At 52.4% G+C, this 19,836-nt stretch carries 16 protein-coding genes; 8 read left to right on the top strand and 8 right to left on the bottom strand.

Annotated features, from left to right (window positions below; translation table 11 throughout):
* The first annotated feature begins 268 nt into the window (after positions 1-268).
* Complete coding sequence (locus P1P89_16785) at positions 269-751, top strand: PilZ domain-containing protein (GenBank protein MDF1593173.1); 483 nt, start codon at positions 269-271, stop codon at positions 749-751.
* A gap of 44 nt (positions 752-795) precedes the next feature.
* On the opposite strand, the gene P1P89_16790 is transcribed toward P1P89_16785, so the two are convergent.
* The 4 genes from P1P89_16790 to P1P89_16805 all read right to left on the bottom strand — a co-directional run bounded on the left by P1P89_16790 (position 796) and on the right by P1P89_16805 (position 7,993).
* Entirely contained in the window at positions 796-1,923 is a 1,128-nt protein-coding gene (locus P1P89_16790) for a DSD1 family PLP-dependent enzyme (protein MDF1593174.1), read from the bottom strand.
* Positions 1,924-2,110: 187 nt separating this feature from the next.
* Positions 2,111-7,417 (bottom strand): excinuclease ABC subunit UvrA, encoded by a 5,307-nt coding sequence (gene uvrA / locus P1P89_16795; protein ID MDF1593175.1) that lies wholly within the window; start codon positions 7,415-7,417, stop codon positions 2,111-2,113.
* A 19-nt stretch (positions 7,418-7,436) separates the two neighbouring features.
* Complete coding sequence (locus P1P89_16800) at positions 7,437-7,655, bottom strand: hypothetical protein (protein ID MDF1593176.1); 219 nt, start codon at positions 7,653-7,655, stop codon at positions 7,437-7,439.
* 41 nt (positions 7,656-7,696) lie between these two features.
* Positions 7,697-7,993, bottom strand: coding sequence for a hypothetical protein (locus tag P1P89_16805; protein ID MDF1593177.1), 297 nt, complete (start codon positions 7,991-7,993; stop codon positions 7,697-7,699).
* 688 nt (positions 7,994-8,681) lie between these two features.
* Between P1P89_16805 and P1P89_16810 the strand changes: the two genes are divergently transcribed.
* The 5 genes from P1P89_16810 to P1P89_16830 all read left to right on the top strand — a co-directional run bounded on the left by P1P89_16810 (position 8,682) and on the right by P1P89_16830 (position 13,661).
* Entirely contained in the window at positions 8,682-8,969 is a 288-nt protein-coding gene (locus tag P1P89_16810) for a co-chaperone GroES (GenBank protein ID MDF1593178.1), read from the top strand.
* Between the two features lie 30 nt (positions 8,970-8,999).
* The gene (gene groL / locus P1P89_16815; protein ID MDF1593179.1) at positions 9,000-10,628 is read left to right on the top strand and encodes a chaperonin GroEL; all 1,629 of its coding nucleotides are present in this window, start codon (positions 9,000-9,002) and stop codon (positions 10,626-10,628) included.
* Positions 10,629-10,721: 93 nt separating this feature from the next.
* Positions 10,722-11,948 (top strand): NEW3 domain-containing protein, encoded by a 1,227-nt coding sequence (locus P1P89_16820; protein ID MDF1593180.1) that lies wholly within the window; start codon positions 10,722-10,724, stop codon positions 11,946-11,948.
* A 1-nt stretch (position 11,949) separates the two neighbouring features.
* A complete protein-coding gene (locus P1P89_16825; GenBank protein ID MDF1593181.1) occupies positions 11,950-12,708 on the top strand; it encodes an ABC transporter ATP-binding protein in 759 nt (252 codons plus the stop codon).
* Positions 12,705-13,661, top strand: coding sequence for an ABC transporter permease subunit (locus P1P89_16830; GenBank protein ID MDF1593182.1), 957 nt, complete (start codon positions 12,705-12,707; stop codon positions 13,659-13,661). Before P1P89_16825 ends, P1P89_16830 begins: the two co-directional genes overlap by 4 nt.
* A 292-nt stretch (positions 13,662-13,953) precedes the next feature.
* On the opposite strand, the gene P1P89_16835 is transcribed toward P1P89_16830, so the two are convergent.
* The 4 genes from P1P89_16835 to P1P89_16850 form a co-directional block, all read right to left on the bottom strand.
* Positions 13,954-14,553, bottom strand: a complete 600-nt coding sequence (locus P1P89_16835; GenBank protein MDF1593183.1) for a hypothetical protein — start codon at positions 14,551-14,553, stop codon at positions 13,954-13,956.
* A 564-nt stretch (positions 14,554-15,117) separates the two neighbouring features.
* On the bottom strand, positions 15,118-16,461 hold the full coding sequence (locus P1P89_16840; GenBank protein ID MDF1593184.1) for a CPBP family intramembrane metalloprotease: 1,344 nt from the start codon (positions 16,459-16,461) through the stop codon (positions 15,118-15,120).
* The gene (locus P1P89_16845) at positions 16,442-17,086 is read right to left on the bottom strand and encodes a lactate utilization protein (protein MDF1593185.1); all 645 of its coding nucleotides are present in this window, start codon (positions 17,084-17,086) and stop codon (positions 16,442-16,444) included. The genes P1P89_16840 and P1P89_16845 overlap by 20 nt, the downstream gene beginning before the upstream one ends.
* Positions 17,087-17,232: 146 nt before the next feature.
* The gene (locus P1P89_16850; protein ID MDF1593186.1) at positions 17,233-17,724 is read right to left on the bottom strand and encodes a hypothetical protein; all 492 of its coding nucleotides are present in this window, start codon (positions 17,722-17,724) and stop codon (positions 17,233-17,235) included.
* Positions 17,725-18,009: 285 nt separating this feature from the next.
* Between P1P89_16850 and mgtE the strand changes: the two genes are divergently transcribed.
* A complete protein-coding gene (gene mgtE, locus P1P89_16855; protein ID MDF1593187.1) occupies positions 18,010-19,374 on the top strand; it encodes a magnesium transporter in 1,365 nt (454 codons plus the stop codon).
* 87 nt (positions 19,375-19,461) lie between these two features.
* Positions 19,462-19,593, top strand: a complete 132-nt coding sequence (locus tag P1P89_16860; GenBank protein ID MDF1593188.1) for a DUF190 domain-containing protein — start codon at positions 19,462-19,464, stop codon at positions 19,591-19,593.
* Positions 19,594-19,836: the final 243 nt, after the last annotated feature.

A 19,836-nucleotide genomic window follows, 5' to 3' on the forward strand; every position in this document is an offset into this window, starting at 1 on the left:
AGCAACAGGGTGTCTTGGCTCCTCCATAACCGCATACTACACCATGTGGTCGGTTGAGTAAAGTGCATACCCACTTTCTTTTATTTCAGCATGTTGTGAATTTAAATAATATTAACACAACATCCTCATAATTTATAAGATGTTTTTTGGTGAAAGAGTAGTATCTGGCATGAAATATGCTAATAATATGACTTGCGGAGAGGCTGAATTGTAAGCGATTCGGGAGGAGACTTGCATGATTCAATGCCAAGGTAATCAGAGGTCAGATATGGTAAACAGCTATAATGAAAATAATATAAATCCCGGGCGGCGCTCGGGCCAGGACCGCAGGGTTTTATCCGATCCCAGCTATCAGGGACCGGAGCGGCGGGTGGCCGTGAGGCGATCTGGAACAGAAATCCGAAGGCACAATCGCTATCGGGTTAAAGATCATATTTATGTTAATCTGCGGTCGGAATCCGGCGAAGAAGTCGGCCAACTGCTGGATATCAGTAAGGGTGGCCTATCCCTTCAATTTCTGGCGACAGATGAAAATTCAAAAACTTACACCGATCTTGGGATATTGGCGAGTATGGACCTGGCCATGGAGAAGATCCCTTTCCGGACGGTTTCCGTTGAGGAAGTAGACAATGATATTCCATTGAGTATAACGAGGCTGCGAAGGTACAGCCTTGAGTTCAAAAACTTGACGCCTGCCCAGAGAGCCAAACTCGATTTTTTCATCAAAAATTACACCTACGGGAATGCCTGATATAAGTCCATGTGCGCTCCGGAAGAGTGAACGGATGGCAGGGTTTACCGCATCGCGCCCCGGGCGGTGATGGGCCAGAGGGTTTCAACCCGATTGTTGCGAATGCCGACAAACCAGTCAAAGAGGTTCACGGTCGGGTCGCAATGGCCGGGAATCAGCTTCAGCTTATCACCGATCTTCAGGCGGCTGGCGGGGTTGAGCAGACTGAGTTTGCCGTGTTCATCGGACGCGCGCACAAATTCGACATCTTTCATACCAGAAACAATGGGCAGGCCGGAATCCAGGGGAACGGCTTTATGGCCGGCATCCACCACGGCGCGGTCCGGTGCGGAGCGGCTGATGACAGTGGTATAAACAAACAGGCTGTGCTGAAAACGGGCCAGGGGATTGCCGTCTTCGCCCAGGTTTTTGGCATAGTCCACATCCATGAAAATATAGGAGCCGGCCTGGAGTTCGTCATATACCCCGCTGGCGGCCTCAATTAAGTAGGTGCCGGTTCCGGCTCCGCTGACGGTGGGGCAGGAGAAGCCATGACGGTCCAGCATTGCTTTGGCTTCCGTGACGCGGCTGACGGCAAATTCGATGGCGCTGCGTCGTTCGGCCGGCGTGCGGCGGTGCTGGGCTGAACCGTGATAGGCCTGGAGGCCGGCAAATCGCAAATGGGGTGATGTCTGGATCTGCCGGGCCAGTTCCAGCAGGGTTTCGCCGGGTTCCCGACCACATCGATTGGCGCCGACATCCAGTTCGATGAAAACATCCAGGGTAACCTGCCCGGCCCGGGCAGCTTCGTCATAGGCAGTGACGTGCACTGCGTCATCGGCACAGACCGCAATGCGAGCGATTCGTGCCAGGGCGGCAATGCGCTTTAACTTCTGTGCTCCCACCACCTCGTTGGTTATAAAAACGTCCGTTATTCCGCCGAAAACCATCTCTTCCGCTTCGCCTGCTTTCTGGCAGCAGACGCCGACGGCGCCGCGATCGATTTGCTGCCGTGCGATCACCGGGCATTTATGGGTTTTGGCATGGGGACGAAGCCGGGCATGGCCGTCTTTCAGGTCATTTTGCATTTTAGCGAGGTTATACTCAAATGCGTCCAGATCGATCAACAGCGCAGGTGTGTCTACTTCTGCCAGCGGCATTCCGATTTGGGCCGGGGGTATGGTGGCGATCATGGGGGGTCCTTTCTTTTATTCCAACATAGAAAACATGGCTTTTAGGGTTAGGTCAGAGTTTAGTGATTTTGTTTTTGTCATTAGTAATTTGATTTTTGAATTTGTTTCGAATTTCGATATTCGGATTTTGAATTTAGCCAATGGCATTTGCGCAAACCACGCCCTCGGTCCTTCTGAGATCGGATATTTATTTCAGCCGGTTATTTTTGGCAAGATATTTTGCCAGAAAATGGGCCGTATGGGAGCCCTTGGGATGTGCCAGCAGGTCGACGGGTGATCCGGATGCAACCAGTTGGCCCCCGCCGTCGCCGCCCTCGGGTCCCAAATCGATGATATAGTCGGCCGCTTTGATGATTTCGATATTGTGCTCAATCACCGCAACGGTATTGCCTTCATCCACCAGTTTCTGGAGCACTTCCAGAAGGTTTTGGACATCGGACAGGTTCAAGCCGGTAGTCGGTTCATCCAGGATATAAAGCGTGCGCCCTTTAGATGCCTTGACCAGTTCCCGGGCCAGCTTCGTGCGCTGGGCTTCACCGCCGGAAAGGGTCGGGCTGGGTTGGCCCAGGCGAAGGTATCCCAGGCCGATATTGCAGACGCCGTCGAGGGAGCGTCGGATGGAAGGAACCAGCCTGAAAAATTCCGCTGCAGCCGTGAAGGTCAGGTCCAGCACCTCTGATATGGTTTTTCCCTTGTAGCGGACCGCCAGTGTTTCCGGATTGAACCGCCGCCCCTGACAGGCCTCGCAGGCGACGTATACTTCCGGCAGAAAACTCATCTCTACCTTGAGACTGCCGTGTCCCTTGCAGCCCTGGCAGCGGCCTTCGGCCAGATTGAATGAAAAACGCCCCGGTCGGAAACCGCGCATGCGGGCATCCGGCGTTCCGGCAAAAAGATTGCGAATGTCGTTCAAAAAGCCGACATAGGAGGCCGGCACCGAGCGGGGTGTCCGGCCGATGGGGCTGTGGTCGACCTCCAATGTCCGGTCGATGTGTTGCCAACCTTGTATATCCCGACAGCGGCCGGCGGTCAGCGTCTTTTTAAGAAGCCGGTTTTGAACGCCTTTGAACAGCGTTTCCTTCAGCAGAGTGGATTTGCCCGAACCGGAAACGCCGGTGACGCAGATGAATGCCCCCAGGGGGAACTCCACGTCGATGTTTTTCAGGTTATGCTCGGCCGCGCCGGACACTTTAAGGCGGGGGCGGTCCTGACAGGGCCGCAGCCGGGATGTCACCCGGCGCCGGCGGCCGTTGATAAGGGCGCCGGTGATGGATGCGGGATTCTTTTGAAGGTCTTTCAGTCCACCGGATGCCACCACTGTCCCGCCGGCCTGACCCGCGCCGGGCCCTAAATCAATAACGGTATCGGCCGCGCGGATGGTTTCCTCGTCATGTTCCACCACCACCACCGAGTTGCCCCGGGCTTTGAGTGTTTGCAGTGCCGCTATCAGCACGTGGTTGTCCCGGGGATGCAAGCCGATGGTGGGCTCATCCAGAACATACAGGACGCCGGTCAGATTCGAGCCCAGTTGGGCTGCCAGGCGAACCCGCTGGGCTTCGCCGCCGGAGAGCGTGTCACCGCTGCGGCTCAGCGAAAGATAGGACAACCCCAGTTGGTTGAGGAGCGCGAGACGCGAGCGAATTTCCGTCAGGACCGGTTCCGTAATGGGCTTTTCTTGCGGTTTAAAGTGAAATTGTCCCAGGATGGCTTCCAGTTGCAGGGCCGGTTGTTGCACCAGGTCCCAGATGGAATAACCGTTGATCTTGACGGCCAGCGCTGTTTCCTTGAGACGGCTGCCCCGGCAGCGGGGGCATATGCCGCCGCCGGATTGATTCTTTTTTTCAGCGTGAGGGAGTCGACCCAAGCCGTTGCATTTCGGGCAGGCGCCGTGGGCGCTATTGAATGAAAACAGCCGGGGATCCAACGTTTCCAGGCCGATGCCGCAGGAAGGGCAAATTCCCTTCAGGCTGAAAACTTCTTCACTGCCGCTGCTGTCTACAATAATCAGGCTGCCGGCACCTTCCGCCAGCGCACGTTCCACCGTTTGCGCCGGATGCGCCGACGGCAGTTTTCCGGTTACCAGTTCAATCGTATGCTCATGGTATCGGCTCAGGGCCATTCCGGCCGTAATGGGTTTGAATTCGCCGTCGATGCGCGCTTTGTCGAAACCCTTGCGCCGGGCCCTTGCCAGAATGTCCTTGTGAAAGCCTTTGCGGCCGGCAACCTTGGGTGACAGGATCGAGGCTTTCTGGTTACGATACCGCAGGCGGATCTGGGCGGTGATCGCTTCCCGGGTTTGGGTTGTCAGCCGGCGTCCGCATCCGAGACAGTGCCGGCTGCCGAGCTTGCTGAACAGCAGCCTGAGGAAATGATAGATTTCCGTGAGCGTTGCGACGGTGGACCGCCGGCTGGCGTAGCTGATGCGCTGCTCGATGGCAACCGTGGGCGGAAGACCGGAGACATGGTCGACATCGGGCCGTTCCAAAATCTTGACGTACTGCCGGACGTAGGGCGCAAGACTTTCCAAATAACGACGCTGGCCTTCGGCGAACAGGATATCGAAGGCAAGGGTGGATTTGCCGGAACCGGAGACGCCCGTCAAGACCACCAGCTGGTTGCGGGGAATGGACAGGGCGATGTTTTTCAAATTGTGTTCCCGGGCGCCGCTGACGGCGATGCTCTCCGCGAAATCAGCCGTTGATTCGGCCACGGTCGACGGCTGGACAGCGGCCGATTCCAGCCGGTTTGGAATTTCCAGATAGCTTTTCAGGAACCGACCGGTGGGCGATAAGCGGTTCCGGGTGATTTTTTCAGGAGGTCCGGTTGCGATGACACGACCGCCGTTGTCTCCGCCTTCAGGCCCCAGCTCGATGACCCAGTCGGCTGTTTTGATCACATCCAGATTGTGTTCAATCACCAGGACGGTGTTGCCGGAGTCTACCAACTGCTGCAGGGCGTTAATCAGCTTGTGGATGTCATCAAAGTGAAGGCCGGTGGTGGGTTCGTCGAAAATAAAAAGACGGTGCCGCCCGTCGCTGAACTTTAAAAAACGTGAGAGTTTGAGCCGCTGGGCTTCCCCGCCCGAAAGGGTATTGATGGGCTGCCCCAGCCGGATGTACCCCAGGCCGACAGAGGTAAGCGGTTCCAACGCGTTCTTGATTTTAGGCTCCGCATTGAAAAAATCGAGGGCCCCGTCCACCGTCAGGCTGAGGATGTCATGGATGTTCTTCTCCCGGTAAGTGATCTGGAGCAGTTCTTTTTTAAAGCGCATCCCGCTGCAGTCCGGGCAGGTGATGAAGACATCCGAAAGAAATTGCATTTCCACCTTTTCAAACCCGTCCCCACGGCAGGTTTCACAACGGCCGCCGGCAACATTGAATGAAAAGTGGCCCGGGCCGAACCCTTTCCGGCGGGCTTCCGGTGTCTTTGCCAGGAGCTGCCGGATAGTGTCCAGGGATTTGGTGTAGGTGACGGGGTTGGCGCGGGGGGTCCGGCCGATGGGATGCTGGTCCACCAGGACCACATCGGCAATAGGCGCATGTCCCCTGATGGCCTGGTGTTGTCCGGGTCGTCCCTGGGGGTCGTTCAGGCGCCATTTCAATGCCTTGTAGAGGATTTCTTCTGCCAGGGTGGATTTGCCGGAGCCGGAGACACCGGCCAGACAGACGAATCCGCCCAGGGGGATCCGTACGTCGACATTCTTGAGATTATTTTCACGGGCGCCTGCAATGGTCAGCCATTTCCCGGCAGCGGGCTTTCGCCGTTTTACGGGAACCGGGATGCTGCAGTCGCCTTTCAGGTATTGACCGGTGAGAGAATTGTTTACTTTGGCAGTGGGTCCGAAATACATCACCTCGCCGCCGTTTTCGCCGGCCCGGGGACCGATATCGAGCATGAAATCACTGTGGGCGATGATTTCCGGATCGTGCTCCACCACAACCAGGGTGTTCTGATGGTCCCGCAGACGCTTCAGGATTCGGATCAGGCGATGATTGTCGCTGGGATGAAGCCCGATGCTGGGCTCGTCCAGAATGTAGAGCGTATTTACCAGGGAGGCCCCCAGCGCTGAAGCCAGCGCCACCCGCTGGACCTCGCCGCCTGAAAGCGTTCGGGATTGACGGTCGAGGGTAAGGTAGCCGAGGCCGACATCGCGGAGATATTGAAGGCGGCTGCGGATTTCATCCAGAAGCAGGGCGCAGGCATCGTCTCCGGTGGGAATTGGCAGGGCGCTAAAAAACGCCGCGGCCGCATTTACGTCAAGGGCGTAGATCCGGGCCAGATGGAGACCGTTTAGACGGTATAAAAGCGCGGCTGCCTTGAAGCGGGTGCCGTGACAGGCCGGACAAACATTGTAACTGCGGTAGCGCGAAAGAAAAACGCGCACGTGCATTTTGTATGTCTTGGATTCCAGCCACCTGAAAAATCCCCGGACACCGTGATAATCAGCCGTTCCGTCCATGAGGGCGGCCTGCTGGTCCCTGTGCAGCTTCAGGAAGGGGACATCCGTCGGGATCTTGTTTTGGCGGCAAAAGGAGATCAGGTGGTCGAATTCCATGCGGCCGTCCGCTTCTGTTCCCCAGGGTTTTATGGCGCCCGCGCTAATGGAAAGGGCCTTATCCGGAATGACGAGATCCATATCCACATCGATTGTCCGGCCGAATCCCCGGCAGGTCTCGCAGGCGCCGATGGGGCTGTTGAAAGAAAACAGATTCGGCTGGGGGGGTGGATAGTGAATATCGCACGGGGCGCAGGCCAGGCTGCTGCTGAAAGCCATGGGTTGCTGCGGCGGCGCCCAGACCGTCAGGCGACCGTCTCCCATGCGAAAGGCCTGTTCCAGGGAATCCATGATGCGGGTTTGGTTGGAGGGACGGTATATGAACCGATCGGCGACAATCTCGATGGTTCCATCACTTTCCGATGGCTGCCAGTTTTCGACCGCCTCGATCCGGCCCTCATGAAAATACCGGTCGTAGCCGCTGCGCCGCAACAATTGCCGCGGATCTTCTTTTTCATCACCTTTCAGCGACAGCGTAAAGGTGATGACTGTTTGCGTCTCTTCCGGCAGCCCCTGCAGGTAGGCCCAAACATGTGCCGGTGTTTCGGGTTGGACCGGCCGGTCGCAGCTGCGGCAGTAGAGCAGACTCCGGCGGGCGAACAGCAGTTTTACATAATCCGTGATTTCGGTCATGGTGCCGACCGTGGAACGGGAGGTGCGAACAGGATCCTTGCGGTCAATGGCAATGGCCGGCGGGATGCCCTCGATCTTTTCCACCAGGGGGCGATCCATCCGTTCCATGAACTGACGGGCATAGGGCGAAAACGTTTCAATGTAGCGCCGCTGGCCTTCGGCGTAAAGTGTGTCCAGGGCCAGAGAGGATTTGCCGGAACCGCTGACACCCGTTATCACCGTCATCCGGTTCAGGGGTATTGCGAGGTCTAAATTTTTAAGGTTGTGTTGCCCGGCGCCTTTGATTTCGATGGCTTTCAGCGGCATAACTTATTATCCAACGGGTTTATCCGCTTTCAATCTGTGACAGACAGGCCATAAAATCATCGGCAAACAGAGATTGAAGTCTTTGTTCCTGGCCAAATTCGGAGATATCGGTGGCAATGTTATGGGCGACGCCGTATTCAACATCCCATCCCCTATTTTTCAGCATCTTAATCAGCTCTTCTACCTGTTCTCGGGCGGCATTGCCGCCAAGATTTCCTTCTGAGATAAAAAATTTCATTGATCTAAATGCCTTGTCATGTTTCTTTGCAACTGCTGGGTCTACGCGACTTCAGGCGGATCAGGTACACCTTCGTGAATCCCACATTCTTTTTCTTTGAGATCATCCTTGAGAAAATCATATAAGCTGCCCGTGTAACCGCAGTGAATGATTTCCCTGATCTTACGAATCAGGTATTCATTCGTGGGTCCTTCGCCGTCGGTTTTTAAACGGAAGGCGATCAGACGCTGCAATTTTATATCATCCTTGTCGCGTTCCGGGACCATGCGCATGATACGGCGAAAGATGATTTGAAAGGGCCCGCCTTCCTCTTCGATGGCAATCACTTTGTCAGGCATGGTTGCCCTCCCTTGATGATGATTTGTTTTCTATAAGGCTGAATAAATCCTAACCGAAAGCGCCGGTCGAATCAACAGGTTTCCTTATGATGATGAACAGTGCCGGCTTTATAAAAAAATATCGTTTGCGCGTCAAGCATGGAAAGTATAAACGCAGTTACATTTGCCCTGTAAAGTAAAAAATAAAACAAAATAATCATTTCCCCTTGACAGACGAAAAAGGGTGATTAAATTCTCTATAGCTAATATTTCTTTAACATATTGTAATTATTATGTTTAAAATACATTCGGTATGCATTTGAATGATCCGGGGCAGGGTGATAAGAAATATTAACATGATCGATGGGGTTCTAAAAGGTTTCAATCGGCCGGCCTTGAAATCTTTAACCATGGGCAGAGAGGATTTGCCGATGGTGCAATCTGCGGAACTCTATACCCGCCAATATTTCCCTTAATTAACATGGATGATAAGTCGAACCGGCAACGGTGAAACCCTTGAAGCGCAGCGTAACCATCGGTTTGTATTTCAGCAGAAAAGGACAGGGTTTATTACAGGTTTTCAGAACCCGGCCAGGGGGCAACGCTTCTTCTTAATGAAAAGCGCTCACATGAGTTACTTGCCTCTGGCCAGATTGAATAGGAACAGGTCAATGTAATTTTTCACTTAAGACAGGAGGTAAATTAGAACATGAAAGTTAGACCGTTAAATGACAGGGTTTTGGTAATGCGGGTTGCGGAAGAACAGATAAGCGCCGGCGGCATCATTATTCCCGACACCGCCAAGGAAAAGCCGCTGGAGGGTAAAATCGTATCGGCCGGGCCGGGGAAGATGGGTGATGACGGCAAGCGGGCGCCGCTGGAAGTTAAAAAAGGGGATCGGATTCTTTTTTCAAAATATGCCGGCACCGAAATCAAAATTGATGGTGTTGAACATCTATTCATGCGCGAAGAAGATATTTTAGCCATTTTAGAGTAAAATTTTAGAGTAAAAAGGAGGGAACACATAATGCCTGCAAAAATGATCGCATACAGTTCGTCCGCCAGAGAAAAAATGCTCAAAGGCGTTAACACGCTGGCCAATGCCGTCAAGGTCACCCTGGGCCCCAAAGGGCGCAATGCCGTTCTGGAAAAATCATTTGGCGCCCCCACCGTTACCAAAGACGGTGTGACGGTGGCCAAAGAAATCGAGTTGGCAGACAAGTTCGAAAACATGGGCGCTCAAATGGTCAAGGAAGTTGCCAGCAAGACCAGTGATGTGGCGGGAGACGGCACCACCACGGCAACCGTACTGGCTCAGGCGATTCTGAATGAGGGCCAAAAACTGGTGGCGGCCGGCATCAGCCCCATGGACATCAAGCGCGGGATTGACAAGGGCGTGGTGGCTGTTGTCGAGGAATTGAAAAAAATATCCAAACCGGTCAAAGACAAAAGCGAGATTGTTCAGGTCGGCGCCATTTCAGCCAATAACGACGAAGTTGTGGGAAAGCTTCTGTCCGAAGCAATGGACAAGGTCGGTAAAGAAGGCGTTATCACAGTTGAAGAGGCCAAGAGCATAGAGACATCTCTGGAAGTGGTGGAGGGAATGCAGTTTGACCGGGGCTATCTTTCCCCCTATTTTGTAACCAATACTGAAAAAATGACAGCGACCCTCGAGGATCCCTATATCCTTCTGAATGAAAAAAAGGTAAGCAACATGAAGGATATGCTGCCGCTTCTGGAAGCCGTCGCAAAGTCGGGCAAACCCCTTGTGATTATTGCCGAAGATATTGAAGGAGAGGCGCTGGCCACCCTGATTGTCAACAAGCTGCGGGGCACCCTGAAAGTGGCTGCGGTCAAGGCCCCGGGTTTCGGGGATCGTCGCAAGGAAATTCTCCAGGACCTCGCTGTATTGTGCGGCGGGCAGGTGATCACGGAAGACATTGGCGTCAAACTGGAGAACGTGTCCCTGAACGACCTGGGACGCTGCAAAACCGTAAAAATTGACAAGGACAATACCACCATCGTGGACGGCGCCGGAAAAAAGAAAGACCTGGAAGGGCGCATCGGCCAGATCCGGGCGCAGATCGAGGAGACCACCTCTGATTATGATCGCGAAAAACTGCAGGAACGCCTGGCCAAGCTGATCGGCGGGGTGGCAGTGATCAAGATCGGTGCGGCCACTGAAATAGAAATGAAGGAAAAGAAGGCCCGTGTTGAGGATGCCATGAATGCCACCCGGGCGGCAGTTGAAGAGGGGATTGTCCCGGGCGGCGGCGTTGCGCTGGTCCGTTGCATGGATGCCTTGAACAAGGCAAAAGCCACCGGTGAAGAAAAAGAAGGGATCCGGATATTACAACACGCCATTGCCGAACCCCTGCGGCAGATCGCCCAGAATGCGGGTTTAAACGGTGACGTCGTCCTGAACAAGGTGCTTGAAGGAAAGGGTGATTACGGCTATAATGCGGATTCAGGGCAGTATGAGAATTTGATGAAATCCGGCGTCATCGATCCCACCAAGGTCGTGCGCTTTGCCCTTCAGAATGCGGCCTCGGTTGCCGGACTGATGCTCACCACCGAAGCCATGATTACGGAAAAACCGATAAAGAAAAAATCGATGCCGGCGATGCCCCCCGGTGACATGGACGACATGTATTGATGATTCAAACAATAAGGGCGGGCCGCAGTTGACAGGGCTCGCCCTTGCTGTTTATATTTTTCTAAATTTCAAGATAAGCAGGGAGGGTACGGAATGCATCACAACAAGCTGATTCAAAAAGCTTTAATTGTTTTTATGGTCTCAGCGGGGTTGCTCCTTTCACAGGGCTTTAGGCCGGTTGATGCCAAAGATAAAACCGATGATGAAAAAAAACCGGAACGGCTGATCGTGATGGCGGCCGAATATCCGGGTGTGGTGGTGCCGGCAGATGAGAATGTCAGCATAGACTTGACATTCTTCAACAAGGGGCGCTCGGACGAAAGCGTCGATGTCTGGGTTGCCGAAAAACCAAAGGGCTGGGAGGCCAGGATTAAAACCTATAAGTTTACGGTGACGGGCATCCATGTTCCTTCCGGCGAAGACAAGCGGCTGACCTTTGAAGCGGATCCGGGCAAGGAAACCAAACCCGGAAAATACGAATTTCTGGTTGAAGCCCAAACCCGGGACGGCCAATTCAAAATGTCCCAGACCATCATGGTGGAAGTCAAGGCCAAGGATGTCGCCAAAAAAGAGGACAAAGGGGTTAAATTGAATACCTCCTATCCGGTTCTCCAGGGGCCGACGGACGCCAAATTCGAATTTTCGGTGGAAGTGGACAGCAAGCTGGACAAAGACGCCGTATTCAATCTGTTTGTCCAGGGACCGGACGGCTGGGACATCAATTTTAAACCGGCCTATGAGGACAAATACATTTCGAGCCTTCGGATCAAGGCCGGCCAGAGCGAGACCGTTGCCGTCGTGGTCAAACCCGCTGCTTCGGCAAAAGCCGGCGAATATCCCATCAATGTCCGGGTGGCCACCAGCGAGGCCAACGGCGAGGTCAAGCTGAACGTCGTCTTGACGGGCACCTTTGAGCTGGAGGTGGGCACCGCCAGCGGGCTTTTGTCTCTGGACACCCGCCAGGGAAAACCGGCCAACATGTCTTTTTATATCAAGAACAACGGTTCGGCCCCCAACAGCAACGTCAAGTTCATGACCTTCAAACCCGAAAACTGGAAAGTTGCCTTCAATCCTGAGAAAATCGACGTCATCGAGCCCGGAAAACTGCAGCAGGTTGAAGTGACCATCACCCCCAATGAAGAGGCGCTGGTTGGAGACTATTCCGTAAACGTGAAGGTCGACGGGGAAAAAGCGTCCAAAACTTTAGAATTCCGGGTTACGGTAAAAGCTTCCAGCGCCTGGGGCTGGGTAGGCATCGGCATTATCGTGGCCGTAATTGCCGGACTGATCGGCTTGTTCCGCTGGCTGGGAAGGCGTTAAAATGGAAACGAATGCAATCATCCAAACTGATGAATTGACCAAGGTATACAACGGTCAGGTGGCAGTGGATCGCCTGACCCTGCGGATTTCGGAAGGCGAAGTGTTCGGTTTTCTGGGACCCAATGGGGCCGGCAAAACAACCACGCTGCTGATGCTGCTGGGGTTGACCGAGCCCACCGGTGGAACCGCCCGGGTCCTGGGCGTGGACCCCACCCGGGAACCGGTGCGGGTCAAGGGGTTGATCGGATACCTGCAGGAAAACATGGGATTCTACAGCGATCTCAATGCCCGCCAGATGCTCGGTTTCGTGGCCGAGCTGAACCGCCTCCCCCGCGACGTCGCTGGGGCGCGTATGGATGAGGCCCTTGAGAAAGTGGGGCTGGCCGGTGAATCCAAAAAAAAGATCAGCGCCTACTCGCGCGGCATGCGCCAGCGCCTGGGTATTGCCGAACTGCTGATCAAAGACCCGAAGGTGGTTTTTCTGGATGAACCGACCCTGGGTCTTGATCCGGACGCCACCAACCGGATGATTGAACTGATTGAGGCGCTCTGCCGCGAAAAGAAGATGACCGTTCTGCTGTCGTCGCACATGCTGCACCTGGTCCAGAAAATTTGCCACCGGGTGGGCATTATGATCAAGGGACGCATGGTCGCCCAGGGACCGATGGAGCAGCTTGCCAAGGATAAGTTCGGAATCGGATCGGAACGGTACAGCTTGGAAGAAATCTACATGAAATATTTCCAGGAGGTAAGGTCGTGATCGGCATCAAACCCATTCTGCGAAAAGAACTGTCGGACCATCTCAGCAGCTACCGCTTTATCATTCTCTTTGCACTGATCGCCATGGTGAGCCTGATTACCGTTTACATGGCGGGACTGCATATTAAAAAAGACCTGGAGGGTGTCGCCAAACCCCAGTTTGTTTTTTTAATGATATTTACATCGTCCGGCGCGCTGTTCTCCCTGCAGCAGTTCGTGGCGTTTTTTGGACCGCTGATCGGTCTGATCCTGGGATTTGATACCATCAATCGGGAACGCAACGAAGGCACCCTCAGCAAACTGCTGTCTCAGCCGATTTACCGCGATGACGTCATCAATGGAAAATTTCTGGCAGGCGTCATCATCATTGCCGTCATGATGGTTTCGATCATTCTGGTCATTACCGGCCTGGGGCTCAGCCTCCTGGGGGTAGTCCCCGGGGTCGAGGAGCTGTGGCGGATATTTATCTACCTGATTATCAGCATTATTTACATATCGTTCTGGCTGGGTGTCGCGATTCTATTTTCGATTGTGTTTCGCAGCGTGGCCACTTCCGCCCTGGCAGCCATAGCGGTGTGGATCTTTTTTTCTTTTTTTGTCAGCCTCGGGGCCAATATCCTTGCCAGCTCGCTGACGCCCGATGCAGGTCCCTCCGATCCGGAAGCCGTCATGCGGCGGGCGACCATTGAAAGGGGGATTTCGCTGACGTCGCCCATGGAGCTTTACACGGGTTCAACCGCAACGATTATTGACCCGATGCGCAAAACGAATCGCATGTTTGTGCAGATGGGCATCATGGAACAGCTTTCCATCTCGCGATTTGCAGGGCCCCTGCCCCTGGGGCAGAGCGTCATCGTGGTCTTGCCCTACATCATCTCGATGCTTGCCATAACCATCGTCTGTTTTGCCATATCCTACACGGTTTTTATGCGTCAGGAAATACGGTCGTTGTAAGCCGCGCTTTTCGGGGAATAGTGTCAAAAGCGAATAAGATTATTCTATACCGCTTTCCATAATAAAGTTCCGAAACAATGAATTGCGGTATAAGCGGTTGTAGAAAAAAACGTTGGGATAATGGAATGTTTTTTTGACAACCGCTATAATTGGCGAGAAACGTGATCAGCAAAAAAGAACGCTGGTGGGAACGCCGATCAGAACTTCTCGGGCAGGGCAGGGATTTGAATGGCCGCTTGATCCATGAAAACTTTTAAAACGGTGAATATTGAATCTTTAAAAATGCGCAAACTTATTCCCTGGCAAAGATGCGCCCCTGGTCGTCAATGCGGCATTTCTTTAAGGTCAGGGCACAGGCCAGGTCGTAATCGCTCACCAGATTTTTCTCACGTAAGATTTTTCCCAGCCGCCGGTGGGTCCGGTTCAGGGCCCAACGGATATCTTCTTGCCTTGAGTAGCCCAGTTCGGTAAGGACTTCTCCCAACCTGCGTTTCTTTTTTTTCTGAATTGCCAGGGCATGCAGCAGTTGTTGCTGGCTGATGCGTCCTTCCTGGACCAGCACTTCTCCTATTCGCAGGCTTTGCTCCTTAAGTGACTGATAGAGCTGCGCCTGGGTAATGTACCCCTGGGACACCAGAATTTTGCCGATTTTAGGGGATTGCCAGCTGATTCGTGCACCAAAGCGGTAGGCGTAAACCGTCAACTCGGTCATGATGTAGCTGATGAAAACAAACGCGACCATCAGGAAGATGAAGTTGTCATGATCGTGTCCGAAGATATCAAAACTTTTGATAAATTCACAGCAGGTCGGAAAAATCGGCAACAACAAGAACAAAACCACACATGTGGAGAAAAACGCGATGAAAATGTAACTTTTTGTTTTTGATGTCATGGCTTCACCTTCCTTGGCGTTAGCAAAACGATCAAAAGAATATTTTAAAACTCAATTGTTGAATGATACATCAGTTTGCTACTCTATATTTCAACCGGGTTGCTGACATAAAATCTGAAACGTTACGTATAAGCAATGCATCTTTAATGCCAAACAAAGAATTATAATCAAAAAATACAATCCTGCCCGGTCAATCCTAAAATTAATATAACCCAATGAAATAAATATAAAAATAATAAATAAATGAATAAATCCATAAAATTTATTTTTATTTATTTCGATTAAATTATTTTATGGGAGCAGCAGGAAAAAGAAGGGTGACAACATTTTTTGAAAATTTCGCCTACAAATTATGTAGATCAGATCGTATCCTAAAGGCTAAATAGGTTTTTAATATATTAATTTATATAAATAAACTGATATTAATCCTATGGAGCTTCGAAAGCTGACGAATGAAATACCGTAAAAATTATGAATTGAATACAGCCGGAATCAATATATGGTGCTGCTGTACATGATCACCTCAAGCTGTAAGGACAAACCCTCTTTTTACCATAGAACCGTTTAGCGGATCGGAGGAACTGAAAAGAAACTGAAAAGAGAGGGGGGGATGACGCCGGCAAGATTAACGAAATTGACTATAAAATGGGACATGATAACGGCCGGCAAAGAATAGGTGCGCAAATAGAGCAGCATGAAAACAGCTCCGGCAGCCGAAGCCAGGATGATTTGGTGAAGACCGCCGCTCCAGTGGATCAATCCAAAAGTGACGGCGGAAAAGAGAATAAATACGGTCGGTCGGCATGTATATTGCCGCAGAAACATAAGCAAATGGCCCCGAAAAACAACCTCTTCAAAGATCCCCACCATTAGAAGGCCTGTGCTCAGATCAATCCATTTCCAGAGCGGTTTCGATATCTCCGGAATGCTTCCCAAGGGATTGTTGGGGAAAAGCTTTTTCAGGTGCAGGGGACCGTTTTGCTCGATGAAAAGGACCGTCAATGCGGCAACCACAACAACAGGCAGAAAAGAAACGACTGATGGGCGCCACGGGCCGATGATATTATTAAGCCGCAAAATGTTTTTACGGATCAAATATAAAATGACCAGAAATGGAAAAAGCTTGACGCTGGCATAATCAATGAAAAGCCACCAGCGCCAATCCTTGATAAAAATATTTGACAAATCATTTAAATAGAACGGGAGGCATAAAATAATCAAAACCCAAGGAAAGCGTAACTTTTGGCCGCTCCCGGGTGAGGCGTCATCAAGAGTTGACATCTGCAGCGCCCGCCACCCGCCTTGATCTGATTTGAAAAACTGCAGGAGCGACCATCCGCTGCCGAATCCCATGATAATCGTCATCATCACAATGGCGATCGGCCACGCCAGTGATGACGGCAACAGCCCTTGCAGCCATTCTCCGGCAGCATCACCCGTAACGGCAGCCAGGCCGAAGCTCAAGGACCAGATAAGGGTGCTGGGCAATAAATCATTTTTGGAATAGTGTCTGAAAATGGATCGGAACATCCCGGCGGTTAGTGCGCCGCCCATGGCACCAAAGGCTGCAAAGCTGTAAAATGTCCGGATCGCCATCTCCGGCCGGGTTCCCATGGTAAAAAAAAGCGGAAAAGCCCCGCCGATAGCGCACAGCGCCCAGATCACGGCAAGGCGTAAATACTGGTAACGATGGACTTGGCCGCTGGATGAATGCAGCAGGCGGGCGAGTGCGGCGCCGCCGGCAAGTCCGAATAGACCCAAGGTCCATAAGGCGGCCGGCAGGGCCGCGAGATTGAACAGGCGGGCCGCAACCAAACCGGCAGCGCCGAACAGCATGGCAAAGAGCCATCCCAGGACAGACCGGAGGAAAAAAACGGTTAATCCGGATTTAATATCCCATTTCCTCATTCACCAGGACCACCGTAAACTTGTCGATATCGCCGGGTTTTTTAAAAAGTATCAACAGGGCGGCGCATATTCTTTCGGGCGAATCGCAGTCGCTGCACAAACCGGTTGCGGCGCAAGGTGTCTTGCGTTTCAGACGGTCGGCATTGATGGGAGCGGAATGGTTCCGGGTGCGATGAATGGCGCCGTCCAGGGTTTCAACAAGCTTGTTGGTGCCTGCAACCACAATGACCCGCTTGGGGCCGGAGCAAAGCCCGCCCACCCGGTTTCCCCCGCCGTCCAGGTTTACCAGGGTTCCATCACAGGTAACCGCGTTCAGGCTGCTTAAAAAAACATCGACGCCGCTTTGCATCCGTTTGAGTTTGAGCCGTTCCGTATTATCCTTGGCGTCCCAGTGATCGTAAACCGTATTGCCCTGGCTGCGGAGGGCCTTGACCACATCCAGATCCTGGCGCAGCGTAACGGATCCGCCGATACCGACAGTTTCTCCTTTTTGGATCTGGGCGGGTACAAAGCGACGGGCCTCTTCGATGGTCTCGAAAAAGAAGGGGTCAAATTTTTTCTTTTTCAGGGATTCTAAGATCTTCGGCATGAGTTTGCGATATCTTGCCTTATCAGATTCCAGCATGCGTTTCTCCTTTTATTTTAGACAAACAGATGGACGTAACCGATTCATAACCGATGAAATATTGAGAACTATGGCAGGGATAAAATGTTTTTTCAAGGGAAAACAGGCAAATAAGATGGGATACAGGCTAAATCAAGGCAGCTGGTTCAGCGACGATCATACAAGACGCGGTAGCTCTCGATGAGCACATCATTCATAAAATCTTTGTAGACGGTTTTGTCGATCTTGTCCATCGGTTGCCATGATTCCTGTAAAAAGGGTTTTTTCTGGAGCAGCAGGGTTACCTTGAGCTGGCTGCGGAATTTTTCGAGAGGCAACACCTCGGCCAGCACCATGCTTCGATAGGATCCGTCCTGGAGCCACTCGGTTTCAAGGCTTTGCCCGCCCGTTCGTTCGGCATTGACTTTAAATTTCTTGTCGGTGAGTACCCGCACCAGTGCTTTCATGAGGACGGATGACTGAACATCGAAATTTTTTGTTTCTGGCTGATTTAAAACCGGTGTTTGGGAGGGGGGATGCATGACACAGGCCCACAGCAATAAGATGCATGCGGCTGTGATCGGCAAAAAAACGATGGGGTTCACCCGGCCGAAAGAAAATCTATTGTGAAGATTAATTTTATTTAGGGTATGCATCATCAACCCAAACTGTTTTGAGGACTGATCATTGAGCCGATTATTGAAAAATTCAACGACTCAAAACATGAATCGTGGATTATGGATTAAATATCATCAAAGCCTCGTGATATCAAAGGTTATTTCAGAATTGAGATTTGCGAGGCCATCATTACACGGTTGCTCTTTATTGCCATAGGGTTTCATGACAAGGTATTAATCATTTTTAAGGAACAGGTATCAAAAGGGTGCCGACGTCTAATTCAGAGCTGGAAGGCAATATATTTACTACAATTACAAGAGGTTATTATGAAAAATCCAACCGCCCCCTGGGAAACGCTTAGTGAACTGATCGCTGGGGGAAACAGCGTTGAACTGACAAAATTCATTGATGCGCTCAGCCCGCCGGAGACGGCCAGGGCTATCTCTCGACTGACGGAAAAAAAACAGCTACGCCTGCTGAGCCTTCTCACCCCCGAGGATGCCGCCGATGTGATTGAGGGCATTTCGGAAGCCCAGGCCGCGGATCTGGTGGAGGATATGCCACTGGAGCAGGCGGCGGCCATTATGGAGGAGCTTGCCAGCGATCATCTTGTTGATGTGCTGGGTGAAATGCACGAGGATGTCAGTCAGGCTATTCTGGCGAAAATGGACCGGGAAGATGCCAAAGAAGCGAGAATGCTGTTGGAATACGCACCGGACTGCGCCGGCGGCCTCATGATTTCCGAGTTCCTTGCCTATAGAAGCGACAATACTATCCAGGATGTATTTGATGATCTGCAGGCCAATCGGAAAGAGTACGTCGATTACCACGTTCAGTATTTTTATGTTGTTGACGGGGAAGAGAAACTGACAGGTGTGCTTCGCATGCACGACCTGCTTTTTCCTGACCGGGAGACCCGGCTGACCCAGGTCATGATATCTTCGCCTCTCAGTGTGCCGGACAAGGCTTCGCTAAAAGAGCTCCAGGACTTTTTCGAAGCGCATCACCTGTTCGGCGTACCGGTTGTGGACGAGAGGCGGCGGCTGGTCGGCGTGGTGCTGCCGAGTGCCATTGAGGAGGCGGTCAATAAGCGTAAAACAAAAACATTTCTGCGCTTGAGCGGCATCATCGGCGGCGAGGAGTTCCGGACCATGCCGCTGCTATCCCGTTCCGGGCGCCGCCTGTCCTGGCTGAGCATGAATATTGTCCTGAATATCATTGCCGCAAGTGTCATCGCTTTGTATCAGGATACCCTTGCTGCAGCCATTACGCTGGCGGTTTTTCTTCCCATGGTCAGCGACATGAGCGGCTGTTCCGGCAACCAGGCTGTGGCGGTTTCCATGCGTGAGCTCTCCCTCGGCCTGGTCCGGCCGGGCGAACTGCTCTGGGTGCTGGCAAAGGAGACCCGGGTCGGCATCATAAACGGTCTGGTGCTTGGCTTGCTGCTTGGGTCGGTCGCCTTTTTCTGGAAGGGAAACCCGTGGCTTGGACTTGTAGTGGGCGGTGCATTGGCGGCCAACACACTGGTTTCCGTCATTCTCGGCGGGATGCTGCCCCTGGTGCTCAAGCGGTTTAAACTGGATCCGGCCCTGGTATCCAGCCCGCTGCTGACAACGGTCACCGATATGTGCGGCTTCTTTTTTGTTTTGAGTTTTGCCGCGACCATTCTGCCAAGACTTAGCGGCATATAGCGCAAGGCACTGTCCGGCAGGAATGCGCAACTGTTTCCTGGTTTACAATGGCAGGTAAAATTTTCTTAAGCAAGGAGGACTCAGTTGGTGGTGGAGATCGTTGACGCAGCGGATAAGATCGAGGCTTTTCTGCCGCAGTTGGATACCATGATCGGCGAGGGCCTGGTGACCCTGGAAAAAGTCCGGGTCATCGTCTACAGGCACAACGCCAAGGTCTGATGGTAATATGGATCGAACCATTTTCACCGTGCGGAACCCAAAAGGCGAAACCTGATGGAGGCGGCGGGAGTCGAAGTTTCCACTTGACCAAAACTGTAAGTAGCCGATATTCATGGCTTCCCTTCTTATTTCAGCATGTTATCAAGTATTTAAACAATCGAAAATACTATGTGCGCAAATGACGGTTGGATTTGTGAAAAGCCTTATCGTTATTGCGTCTGGGTTAGCGGCTAAATCGTGAAT

Source organism: Desulfobacterales bacterium, assembly GCA_029211065.1.
Taxonomy (GTDB): domain Bacteria; phylum Desulfobacterota; class Desulfobacteria; order Desulfobacterales; family JARGFK01; genus JARGFK01.